Source organism: Spiroplasma endosymbiont of Melieria omissa (assembly GCF_964031175.1).
Lineage (GTDB): Bacteria > Bacillota_I > Bacilli_A > Mycoplasmatales > VBWQ01 > Spiroplasma_E > Spiroplasma_E ixodetis_A.
The window spans coordinates 680,511-692,559 of the sequence record NZ_OZ035012.1 but is presented as its reverse complement, the minus strand read 5'-3'; the positions used below and the strand labels follow the sequence as shown (position 1 = coordinate 692,559).

Sequence of the window (12,049 nt, the reverse complement as noted above, 5' to 3'; positions counted from 1 at the left end):
AGACTTCTAAATAGATTATTACATCTATAGTTAGTCTTTTTCTATTTTTTATAAAACAAAATTAGTTATAAACTATATTAAGAATTAAAAAAGAATGGAATAATTATGAAACATAATTTATCGCCAAAGGTTGTAAATGAGATTGTTAATAATATTCATACTGACTATAATAATAGTAGTAATCATTGATGAATTAAATTAATAAATAATCGTTTATGAATTAGTTTATGAATTATTACTATCATTATTGCTCTAGTTGCTATTGGTGCTAGTATTGGTATTAACAAATCATCATTTATTAAAAAACCATTTACCATTATTAGTATTATTGGATTCATTGTTGGATGTTTTTTATTAGTACAGAGTTTTGTATTAAAAACTAAAATTCATGAAAAATTAATAGAAGAATTACCAATTATTAACTATTATCAATGAGTTATTAAAGATAATAATTCACAAATGAATTTAACAACTATTAGTGATTATTGAACAATTGAACCACAAGGTAATTTACCTTTAGATGAACAACCTAATTATTATAATTATTGCGAACAAGTAATGATAGGAAGTATTAATGGTCAAAATTTTAACTATGGAAGTATCATTAACCAAAAAGTTATGTATGAAACAAGTTCTGGATATAATAGTGCTGCTCAAGTTATTGAAACAGAAAAAATTACTTGTTATTATACACGTTTTGTTTATTATACAACTATTATTAGGAATAATAATTTTACAATGACATTAACACCACGTAATATATTTTCAAAAAAATTTCGTAGTAAAAAGAAAGTTCAATTAGAATCACATTTATTTGAAGATTTATTTGAAGTAAAATGTGATAATCAAATTAAATTAAGATTAATTTTAGAATCAAAAGTAATGAATTTACTTAATGAATTTGCTTATAGTTTAGGAAATAAGGATTTACCAGTTATTCACATAGAAAATGAACAATTAACATTAAGTTGAAAATATGAATTAGGAAAAAATCCTTATAATGATGGAAAAGGAAAATTGGTGGTTTTACCCACTACTACTAATCTTGAAAAGTTTATTAATAAATTATTAGCAATGATTAGTAAAGATATTTTAAATTTAACGCAAGCACAAATGTGAGTTAATAGCTTACAATTATTATAATAATAATTTATATAAATTACTTTACAATAATTTAAAAATAAGGTAGATAAAATTATGAATAACTATCAATTATTAAAATCAAGTTGAAAATGATTTAACAATAAATATTTGATGCAGACGATCTTATGAATATTGTTAACAATTTGTTTGATTATTTGTGCAATTTTATGAGAAGTTAAAAGTAGTATTTTTAATAAAATTTTAACATTTGATTTTTTTAATAATGCTAGTATTACTGATGAAACTATTATTACTTTAAAAACTTATTTATATATTGCTATTTTTAGTAGTTGTATTGCAAGTAATACTTTAATATTTATTCAAATCAGATGTTGAATGAAAAAATATATTGAAAATAAATATAAGGTAATTTCAAATTTTGAAAATAATTTCTTTATTTTTAAAGCTTTATTAGTATTAAATGTTGCTAGAAACATTACTTATATTTTTTGTTTTACTAATGTTTTTACTACATTATTTGTTTTAACTTATTGATTTTGTTATTTTATTATTTATATTATTTTAGAAAAAATATTAGAAGAAAAAAATCAGATTCTTGGTAATCCTTGATGAAAAGATATAGAAAAACGATCATTATTTATTATTTTAGGTTTTGAAGTTTTATATTTAATTGTAAAAAATTCAATTTTGAATTTTACTAAGGGTGCTATTAACATTGATCAAGTTTTAAAGTACTTTATTCCCGCTAGTTCTTTAGCATTAATATTAGCAGTCTTTATTCAAAGTTTAGTTAAAAACGATGTTAAAACTATTTTAAAAAATATTAAAGATGTTAAAACCAAAGTTGATGATTTTAAAATATTTTATAATTGAAATTATAAAAATATCATTAGTGATTTTCTATTTGTTAAAGAAGTACCAATAATTATTCGAAATGAATTAAAACAAAAAGTATTAACTAATGAAGAAAAAAATAAAATATTTGAACTTTTACATGAAATTTATCAATTTCTAATATTTGTTGAAAAACAAAATATTAAAGTTAGTGAGTTGAAATATATTTATTATCATTTATTTTATGAAATAACAGATCGCGCTGAAATTTCACAAATTAAAAATAGAATTATTAATACAAAAAAGAAAAATTTGAAGATAATACTAAAAAAGTAGTGATTATCTAAGGAAGTTTATTATGAAAAAAATATTAAAAATTATAAGTGTTTTTGCATTTACTAGTATTACTAGTATTAATATTAGTGCATGTGATGTTTTTCACAATTCATCAGTTGATTATCAGCAATTATTAGAAGATGCTGCAAATTTAATTGCTAATAATACTTATCCCAATTTTACTAATTTTTTAAAACCCGAAAATAAAACTCATGTTTCTGATTTTAAAAAATTAATTGAAGACAATATTTGGAACTTGTTTAATACTGCTCCAGAAGATTTTAGTAATATTACTTATGAAATTACTAATGGTCAAGATGAAATAAAAAAAATTAATAGTACTAACATTAAAATTCATTTAACTGTTTATAATAATTCTGCAGTAAAAGATTGTAGTTTTGCTGCTAATTTTAGTCCATTACAAGATTATATAAATGAAAAATTAGAACCATTAGTTAATGGAACACAATATTTATCAATTAATAAAAAGGATAGTGGTGGATTTTATAATGATTTAGTTACTGTTGGTGCTACTTTTAAAAGAGAAGAAAAAAATCAAAAAGAACAATATTTAAGAAATAATTCAGATGCAGCTAAAAATTTTTGAAAATCATTTCAAGAGTGAATTCCTTCTGAAGAAGTAAAAAACCCTTTACTTGGTAATATTTTAGTTCCATTGTTAAATTTTATTCCAAAAAAACCCGTTACTTGATTAACTTTTGATAATTTTAAACCATATTTGTTAAATGCTGGTGGATATAATAATGTTATTGCTATTACTGGTAATAAAAAATTTGGTGATAAATATTATGATTATATAAAAATTCGATTAGAGGGTAAAAATTCAAAGGATATTGCTTTTGGTAATAAATATGAAGGTTTAACTTTTATTTTTACTACTAATAGTTAATTGATAAAATTTTAGTTCCTTTTTGAAAAGATAAAAATTAATAATAAAAATTACTTTTATAAGTAATTTTGTATTAAAAAAATTAAAAAAATATAGACAAGTTATAAAACACATGCTATTATTTTTTCATACCTTTTTAGGTTAAATAATATATGCGACTAAAAGAAGTAGTTTCACGTAATAATTATATTACTGTAAGCTACTTTTTATTTTAAAAAAGTAGCAACTTAAAAAAATATTATTATATATGAAAGAAGTGTTTAAAATGTCTCCTTTATTTACAGGTAATCAAAATCCTAATATTCGTAGAATGTCTGATGATAGTGCAATAAGTTTATTGGGTTCAAGTGGTGATTTTTCTAGCATATCTAATAGTAGTACAATATCTATTTTTGAAGAAACTGCTATTAAAGAAAACAAATATTTATCAAAAATAACTAAACTTTTAGGTAAAAATATTACTTTTATTGTTGCTCTTTCTGGTAATATCACTGCTCAAATGATAATTAGTACTACTGTTGCTAAAACACCATGAAATTGACAAACTATTAAGGATAGTTTGATATTTAGTGGTATACTTATTGGTTGTGATACAGCTATTGAGCCTTTTATTTTTGATTCAATCGAAAATATTGAAAATTGAGTTATACATAAATGAAAAAAGAAAAGAAAATTATATTAATGTAGGAAAAGAAATAATAAAAGTTATTCCTTTCTTATTATTTTTAAGTTATTCTGGTGTAATTTTGGATAGAGCTTCTAATAATATTTTAGATAGTTGAATTTCAATGGAAATTCTTGGACAGACAACTATTGAATTTACTAGTTATGTGTTAAATATGACTTTTCATGGTGCAATCATTTCTAGGATAGAAAAAGTAATAAAATTAGGTTGAGAAAAAGTTAAAAGTTTATTTAATAACAATATTAATGATATAGAAAATCAACTTCTTAATAGTGAACAAAATAGTGATGAAAATAGTAATTTTTTTTATAAAAATATTTTACCATTATTTTTTATAACACCAATATCAATGGCTATAACATGAGGTACTGAGAATTATATATCTAATCAAGAATTTACTTGAAAAAAACTGTCAACAGATGCTCCAAAAGTTATTGGTGGTATAACTCTTTCTCTAGTTTCATCTTTACTTAATTGTATGGTTAATAAAGAAAGAATACCATTTCTTCCAAAACTGAGTACTGTTTTAGATACTATTAAAAGATGAACTGGTTATCAACAAAATAATGGTAATATTGAACAATCAGTAACATCATGTCAATCCTCTATTAATGATTCTTGTTTGGTAGATGTTTTTAGTGAATTAGAAAGTATTGAAGAATTTTCTAGTGTTATTGGACAATTATGTAATGAAGAAGAATGAAATTTTGAAAAATCAGAACTATATTTTGAAAGTGATGAAGAATTTTTTGATGCTGTTGAAGAGCAGAAAGTAGATAGTAATTTTGGATCTACTACTAAACCAAGAAATAACTATGGAACATTCAATAACTATTGTGAGGGTACAAATTCTTTGGATAGTGGAATTAGTAGCTCAATTCTTAAAACAGAGTTTGAACAATCATTTCTTTCAAAGCCACGCTCATTTACTATATAAAAACAGTATATATAGCTAACTAAAGTAATGTTTACTCATATCTTCAAAAACAAAATCAATCGCTTTTTTAATATTTGGTCAATAATTTGGTAATATTTTTCTTATATTATGTTTTATAGCAAATCAAAAATGTTCAATTGGATTTAAATTAGGAGAATATGGCGGAAGAAATAATAGTTTGCATCCAGCATTTTCAATTAATTGTTGTGTTAATTTAGATTTATGAAACGTTGCATTATCTAAAACTATAATTTGTCCACGCTTTAATACTGGAATTAGTTTATTTTTAACATATGATTCAAAAATTTTACTATTGCAATGTCCTTCAAATGCTCATAAGGCTTTTAATTTACCTTTATTTAGTGAACCAATTATACTCATTCTCTTTATTTTATAGCTAACTAAAGTAATGTTTACTCATATCTTGAAAAACAAAATCAATCGCTTTTTTAATATTTGGTCAATAATTTGGTAATATTTTTCTTATATTATGTTTTATAGCAAATCAAAAATGTTCAATTGGATTTAAATTAGGAGAATATGGCGGAAGAAATAATAGTTTGCATCCAGCATTTTCAATTAATTGTTGTGTTAATTTAGATTTATGAAACGTTGCATTATCTAAAACTATAATTTGTCCACGCTTTAATACTGGAATTAGTTTATTTTTAACATATGATTCAAAAATTTTACTATTGCAATGTCCTTCAAATGCTCATAAGGCTTTTAATTTACCTTTATTTAGTGAACCAATTATACTCATTCTCTTTATTTTATATGCGGGTTTATTATCAAATAATCTTTTACCTTTTTCAGATCAACCATATTTATAAAATTCATTATCATCAATTCCAGATTCATCAATATATACTAAATCTTCATTCATTATTTTAGCTATTTCTTTTAAAAAATCTTCTTGTTTATTTTTATCTCTTTGTTCATATAGAAAAGTTTTTTTTATATGTATAATTTAGTTTTTTAAAATAGTTATAAACTGTTTCTTTAGTCATATTTCCAAATTTATCAATTACTTTTTGAACTGTAACATCTTTATTTTCTGCTAAATAATTTTTTAATTCATCTAAATCCTTTATTTTGTGGCTATGTCCTTTTTGATAATTCAAAATTGGTTTTATATGCCCAGTTTCTTTTTTTCTTTTTCTTCATAAAAATAAAGTCTTTCTAGTGATATTGAACACTTTACAAATTTCTTTAATTTTCATATTTTTACTTTCATAAGCTTCTATTACTTTTCTTCGTAAGTCTTCACTGTATGGTTTTGGCATAATTTAATCTTCCTAATCTATTTTAATTATTGCTGAATTGTACTTTTAAATTCAAAAACTGTTTAAATTACATATTATTATTTTACATTATTTATGAGTAAATATTACTTTAGTTAGCTATATATGATACTCCACTTAATAAATGTTTTAAAATTGCTGGTTTACCTTTCGAAGCATTTAAAATGAAATCACCACTATTTCCATTGGTTTCACCGTATATTTTTGCTTTTGTTAAACTTTCTTTAATAGTTTGTTTAGCATCTTTAACTACTGGTTTTGTACCACAAGTATATGTTTTTTACCAATAAAACGTTCTAAGTCAATTGCAACATCTGTTGCTAAAATAACGACATCCGCTTCTTTAATTTCTTGTTCTGTTAGTACATATTCTGGTCCTTTTTGACCTTGACATTCAATATGTACTTGATAGCCTAGTTCTTTTCCTGCGGTTTCTAATAATTCTTTACACATGTAAGTATGAACTACTCCAGTTGTACAAGAAGAAACTCCAACAATTTTTTTTGTTTCCTTATTTTTCATTGTTTTTATTTCTTTTTTAGTACTATTTTTAACTGTTTCATCATTAATAAGCGATATTATTTCTTGTGAATTTTTTGCATTTTTTAATTTTTTACGAAAATCTTCATTTACAAGTTTAATTGCAAGTGTACTTAAAATATCTAAATGTAAATTTTCTGCTTGTGTTTCAGGAATTATTAAAGCAATAATAAAAGTTGTTAATTGTCCATCTATTGCTTTTCAGTCAATACCATTATTATTACATAATATTAGAATTGCAGGTTTTTTAATTGATTTAATTCTAGCGTGTGGAATTGCAATTCCACCTTCAAAACCTGTTGATGATTCTTGCTCACGAGCAAGAAATGCTTTTAGTAATTCATCACGATTAGTAATATAACCTAATGAAAATGCCAAATCAGTAATTTTAGTTAGTGCTTCTATTTGATTTTTAATATTAGATTCAAAAATAATATGTGAGTTGTTTAATAAATCATTAGTTATTTTCAATTTTACCTTCCTTTCCAATGATTATTTTATCTCCTTTTTTTAATAAAAACCAGAGATTTTTTCAGATAATTAAAATATATTTTTAACTATTTATTCAATTAAATTTAATATTTATAAAATTAGATATATTGCATACTTCAAAGTTTTTGCTGTTTTTTAAACAAAAATATAATAAATAAAAATTATCAACATTAATCTCATATTTTCTTATAAATTAATATAAATAACTTATTTATAAAATCATGTAAAATTAATTTAGATAAAATTTAAGTATTTAAAGAAAGGGAAAATTAGAGAAATGTTTAAAACAAGAAAAGAAAATTTAAATCAGAAAAATAACAAACTTAAATCAATAACTGATTATCAATGATTAGCTTTAGATATTGGAACAGAAAACTTTAAAGCTAGACATATTAATATAGGTCTTAGATATGATGCTCCAACCTATTTAGCTGAAGACTATGAAAAAAATAGAATTCTTTACGGCGAAGAGGCTAAGGCTTTAACTGACAAAACAAATGAAAACGTTATTATTAAACGTCCAGTTCGTGATGGTAATATTGCTGATCCAGATGCTTTACAACGTATTCTTACTAAAATTTTTCAAGATTTTAGACTTGAAATTAAAGATTTAAAACAAAGTAAAAACAACTCTATAAAAAAAGATGAAAAATTAGATAAAAATCGTAACTTGATTGTGTTGATGGCAACACCAAGTGAAATTAATTCAGTACAAAAAGAAGCTTTAGAAAATATTGTATATCGTTTAGGAGCGCTCCGTGGATTTGTACAAGAAGAAGTAAAAATGGCAGCCTTAGGTTCAGGGCAAGATATTTTTGGAAGTGCAATTATGTGCATTGATATTGGTGGTGGCAGTACTGATGTTGCTATTATTAGTAATAATTCAATATTGTATTCATATACAACACATTGTGCTGGTGACTATTTAATACAAAAAGTTCAAGAATATACTATAAAAAAACATGCCTTAAAAGTTGGAATAAAAGAAGCTGAAGATGTTATTAAAAATATTGGCTCACTTATGAAATATCAAGATGAAAAACCATACATAATTTCGGGTTTTTCATTACCTAGATTAAATTCTCAGCCAGGAGAAACAATGTCAATTTCTAAAACTATTGAAATTACACCAGAAGAAATTCGTGAAAATGTTATGCAAGTTCAATTCAAAGAACATATTATTCCAGCCATTCGTAGAGTACTAAGAACTTCTGGTGACAAAGCTGCTGGAAGTATTAGTGATTTAAAGAAAAAAGGTAAGGGAATCACAATTTGTGGTGGTGGAGCTTATATTAAAAAAGTTGATAAATTTATTCAAGAAGAATTAGCAAAAGAATATTATATTGAAGTTAAAACTGATAAAGGTACAAAACCAATTCGTCAAAAATATGAGGGAGATATCTTTGAAGTACGTGTTGCTCAAAATCCTTTAGATAATGTTATTGATGGTTGTGTAAAATATCGTGATACAATTTACAAACAATTAATAGCTGAACAAAATCCTAACCGCGAAATTCTAACAAAAGACGAAGATTTAGGATAAAAAACTATAAAAATCTTAAATTAATTTAAATTATTAAAAATTTTTTTAAACTTTGGTAATTTTTTTGAGTTATCAATTCCTGATTCAAAAGAAAAACATTCGTATTTCATAACATTTGATACATTTCAATTTGGGACGGTTGTCAAATTTACGAAATAATTAATTATCATATTAGTAACTTATTTCCAAAAATGAATTATTTGAAAAATAATGAAAAATTAGACAAAATTACTCTCTTTAACCCTTAAATTTAAATTTATATTCGACGTATTTAAAAAAATATACATTTAAAAAAAATAAAAATTATTCTCAAAGTTATTAAGGAAAAAGGCAAGAAATAATCTTGTCTTTTTTTTGTAATTGTAAAATTTTAAAATTTTTAATAACTTTCTTTAATACTATTATCAACACGTGTTAAGGAATTAAAAAAGTGAACCATAACACAGTTGTTCAAAATAGTGGCTAGCATGTGGACTTGCATGGATAAATAATAAGTGGAGTGATACCTAATAAAATATACTAACCATTAATGGTAATTCTTGGGGTGGGAGCGAATTGGAAACTAGTATATATAGACCTGTTGTAGGGACCTATTATATTAATTCTATTCTTTATTTAACCAACCTTGCCACTCTCCAGTGAGCAAGTGTTGGTTTTATTTTTTATTTTTTTTGAAAAAATTTTTGAGCCCAGAATTGATGGAATGAATAAAACTAATAATAGTAGTATTAATAATCTAAAAAACAAAATATATGTTCTTTATGCTAGAAGCAACAGAACATATTAGGAAAGGATTATTATGGCAATAGAAATTCTTGATTATGAAGCACTAAGAAAGATTGATAAAAAAATTAAAAAAAGAAGAAAAAGATGTGTTGAATGTAATGAATTATATGAAGATGACAAAATCCAAATGCTTTATCGCTTTAAAACAGAATTAGAAGCAGAACAACATGATATTAGAAAATTTGAAGATGATTATGATATTGATGAACATTTGGATTATACAAAACCATTTGGATATGTTTGTGATTGATGTAGAAGTGATTAATTATGCAAATAGAATTTAAAAAAGAACAAATTGTAAAAGATAAACCACAATCTATTCTTATTGATTATGTTGAATATAAATTATCGCTTCCAAAATGAATGATTAAAAATAATTCTTTTATTGTTGATAACAGTTATACATATTGAGTTTTTAATTTAGAAAATATTAAAAGAGAATTAAGTGGTAATGAATTAATAAAATTATTAGAACCATATATTTCTGAACAAAAAATAACTGTTAATAAACCAACTGCTCCAAAAGAATACTATCTTAATGATATAAAACTTGAACCACTAACATTTTATGAACAGCATAATAGTTGATTTATGGGTGAAATAACTGATAACAAAACAAACATTAATAATCCTTGTTTTAAATATAACATTACGTGAGAAGAAAACAGAAAAGGCTTTAAAATAAATAATCCATGTAATAAGAATGACTTAGCAATTAATTATATAGTTACTTCTTAGAACCTGTTTAGAATCTTTTTAATAAAACTGAAATAAAGGAAAGAACAACCATTTGTAAACTAGTATTTAGTTTTCTTTCACAATTTTTTCATAATCTTCTGTATTTTTCTAATCAAGCAAAGCTTCGTTCTACAATTCATCTTTTTGGTAATACTACAAAAGTATGTAGTTCATTGCGTTTTATAATTTCAACATTTGCATTTATGATTGTTTTGATTTCAGAAGCAAATTTTTCACCAGTATAACCAGCATCTACTATTATTTTTTGAACTGCAGAAAGATTTTCTTTTTCATTTTCAATCATTATTATAGCGCTATTACGATCTGTTTTTTCTGCTGTGGTTATGTAAATTGCATGTGGTAAACCTTGAGAATCAACAATAATATGACGCTTTATTCCTGAAATCTTTTTACCAGCATCATAACCTTTATTTTCAGTAGTATCTGTATTTTTAACACTTTGCGAATCAATTATACAAAAACTAGTTTGTTCTTTGCGATTATTGTTGATACGAACTTTTTTAACCAATTTTTTTTAAAATTAATTGCCATACACTAGCTTCTTTACCGTTATTTTTACTTCAAATTTGAAAATAATAATATACAGTTTGTCATTTTGGAAAATTTTTTGGTAGCATTCTTCATTGACAACCACTTTTTAATACATATAAAATTGCACAAAATACTTCATATAAATCTAAACTTCTTGGTTTTGTTTTCTTTTTGCTATTTTCTAAAATTGATTTTATGTTCTCAAATTGTTCTTTGGTGACATGACTTGGATAATTTTTATGCATAATATAGCTAACTAAAGTAATGTTTACTCATATCTTGAAAAACAAAATCAATAGCTTTTTTAATATTTGGTCAATAATTTGGTAATATTTTTCTTATATTATGTTTTATAGCAAATCAAAAATGTTCAATTGGATTTAAATTAGGAGAATATGGCGGAAGAAATAATAGTTTGCATCCAGCATTTTCAATTAATTGTTGTGTTAATTTAGATTTATGAAACGTTGCATTATCTAAAACTATAATTTGTCCACGCTTTAATACTGGAATTAGTTTATTTTTAACATATGATTCAAAAATTTTACTATTGCAATGTCCTTCAAATGCTCATAAGGCTTTTAATTTACCTTTATTTAGTGAACCAATTATACTCATTCTCTTTATTTTATATGCGGGTTTATTATCAAATAATCTTTTACCTTTTTCAGATCAACCATATTTATAAAATTCATTATCATCAATTCCAGATTCATCAATATATACTAAATCTTCATTCATTATTTTAGCTATTTCTTTTAAAAAATCTTCTTGTTTATTTTTATCTCTTTGTTCATATAGAAAAGTTTTTTTATATGTATAATTTAGTTTTTTAAAATAGTTATAAACTGTTTCTTTAGTCATATTTCCAAATTTATCAATTACTTTTTGAACTGTAACATCTTTATTTTCTGCTAAATAATTTTTTAATTCATCTAAATCCTTTATTTTGTGGCTATGTCCTTTTTGATAATTCAAAATTGGTTTTATATGCCCAGTTTCTTTTTTTCTTTTTCTTCATAAAAATAAAGTCTTTCTAGTGATATTGAACACTTTACAAATTTCTTTAATTTTCATATTTTTACTTTCATAAGCTTCTATTACTTTTCTTCGTAAGTCTTCACTGTATGGTTTTGGCATAATTTAATCTTCCTAATCTATTTTAATTATTGCTGAATTGTACTTTTAAATTCAAAAACTGTTTAAATTACATATTATTATTTTACATTATTTATGAGTAAATATTACTTTAGTTAGCTATATATACCTCTGATTTTAAAATATATAA

14 protein-coding genes are annotated in these 12,049 nt (G+C 23.3%); 8 read left to right on the top strand and 6 right to left on the bottom strand.

What is annotated here, in order from left to right; translation table 4 throughout:
- Positions 1-105 precede the first annotated feature (105 nt).
- The 5 genes from ACQH26_RS04615 (at position 106) to ACQH26_RS04595 (ending at position 4,806) form a co-directional block, all read left to right on the top strand.
- A complete protein-coding gene (locus ACQH26_RS04615; RefSeq protein ID WP_425382976.1) occupies positions 106-1,143 on the top strand; it encodes a DUF3137 domain-containing protein in 1,038 nt (345 codons plus the stop codon).
- 54 nt (positions 1,144-1,197) lie between these two features.
- The gene (locus ACQH26_RS04610; RefSeq protein WP_425382975.1) at positions 1,198-2,274 is read left to right on the top strand and encodes a hypothetical protein; all 1,077 of its coding nucleotides are present in this window, start codon (positions 1,198-1,200) and stop codon (positions 2,272-2,274) included.
- A 22-nt stretch (positions 2,275-2,296) separates the two neighbouring features.
- Entirely contained in the window at positions 2,297-3,184 is an 888-nt protein-coding gene (locus ACQH26_RS04605) for a hypothetical protein (protein ID WP_425382974.1), read from the top strand.
- 265 nt (positions 3,185-3,449) lie between these two features.
- Positions 3,450-3,866, top strand: a complete 417-nt coding sequence (locus ACQH26_RS04600; protein ID WP_425382973.1) for a hypothetical protein — start codon at positions 3,450-3,452, stop codon at positions 3,864-3,866.
- Positions 3,817-4,806, top strand: coding sequence for a hypothetical protein (locus ACQH26_RS04595; protein ID WP_425382972.1), 990 nt, complete (start codon positions 3,817-3,819; stop codon positions 4,804-4,806). The genes ACQH26_RS04600 and ACQH26_RS04595 overlap by 50 nt, the downstream gene beginning before the upstream one ends.
- Before the next feature lie 15 nt (positions 4,807-4,821).
- On the opposite strand, the gene ACQH26_RS04590 is transcribed toward ACQH26_RS04595, so the two are convergent.
- From ACQH26_RS04590 to ACQH26_RS04575, 4 genes are all read right to left on the bottom strand, one after another.
- A complete protein-coding gene (locus ACQH26_RS04590; RefSeq protein ID WP_425382971.1) occupies positions 4,822-5,241 on the bottom strand; it encodes a transposase in 420 nt (139 codons plus the stop codon).
- A complete protein-coding gene (locus ACQH26_RS04585) occupies positions 5,204-5,692 on the bottom strand; it encodes an IS630 family transposase (RefSeq protein WP_425381862.1) in 489 nt (162 codons plus the stop codon). The genes ACQH26_RS04590 and ACQH26_RS04585 overlap by 38 nt, the downstream gene beginning before the upstream one ends.
- 40 nt (positions 5,693-5,732) lie before the next feature.
- A complete protein-coding gene (locus ACQH26_RS04580; RefSeq protein WP_425381863.1) occupies positions 5,733-6,092 on the bottom strand; it encodes a helix-turn-helix domain-containing protein in 360 nt (119 codons plus the stop codon).
- A gap of 267 nt (positions 6,093-6,359) precedes the next feature.
- Entirely contained in the window at positions 6,360-7,121 is a 762-nt protein-coding gene (locus tag ACQH26_RS04575; protein ID WP_425382970.1) for a fructose PTS transporter subunit IIA, read from the bottom strand.
- Between the two features lie 298 nt (positions 7,122-7,419).
- On the opposite strand from ACQH26_RS04575, the gene ACQH26_RS04570 reads away from it, so the two are divergent.
- The 3 genes from ACQH26_RS04570 to ACQH26_RS04560 all read left to right on the top strand — a co-directional run bounded on the left by ACQH26_RS04570 (position 7,420) and on the right by ACQH26_RS04560 (position 10,209).
- On the top strand, positions 7,420-8,685 hold the full coding sequence (locus ACQH26_RS04570) for a rod shape-determining protein (protein ID WP_425382969.1): 1,266 nt from the start codon (positions 7,420-7,422) through the stop codon (positions 8,683-8,685).
- A 799-nt stretch (positions 8,686-9,484) separates the two neighbouring features.
- Entirely contained in the window at positions 9,485-9,736 is a 252-nt protein-coding gene (locus ACQH26_RS04565) for a hypothetical protein (RefSeq protein ID WP_342265833.1), read from the top strand.
- Positions 9,737-9,738: 2 nt separating this feature from the next.
- On the top strand, positions 9,739-10,209 hold the full coding sequence (locus ACQH26_RS04560) for a hypothetical protein (protein ID WP_425382968.1): 471 nt from the start codon (positions 9,739-9,741) through the stop codon (positions 10,207-10,209).
- Between the two features lie 7 nt (positions 10,210-10,216).
- On the opposite strand, the gene ACQH26_RS04555 is transcribed toward ACQH26_RS04560, so the two are convergent.
- Both ACQH26_RS04555 and ACQH26_RS04550 read right to left on the bottom strand, forming a co-directional pair.
- A protein-coding gene (locus ACQH26_RS04555; RefSeq protein ID WP_425382012.1) for an IS5 family transposase occupies positions 10,217-11,006 on the bottom strand; the annotation gives its coding sequence in 2 pieces (ribosomal slippage) (positions 10,217-10,744 and positions 10,746-11,006; 789 coding nt in all).
- Between the two features lie 7 nt (positions 11,007-11,013).
- The gene (locus ACQH26_RS04550) at positions 11,014-11,901 is read right to left on the bottom strand and encodes an IS630 family transposase (RefSeq protein ID WP_425382094.1); all 888 of its coding nucleotides are present in this window, start codon (positions 11,899-11,901) and stop codon (positions 11,014-11,016) included.
- Positions 11,902-12,049 lie beyond the last annotated feature (148 nt).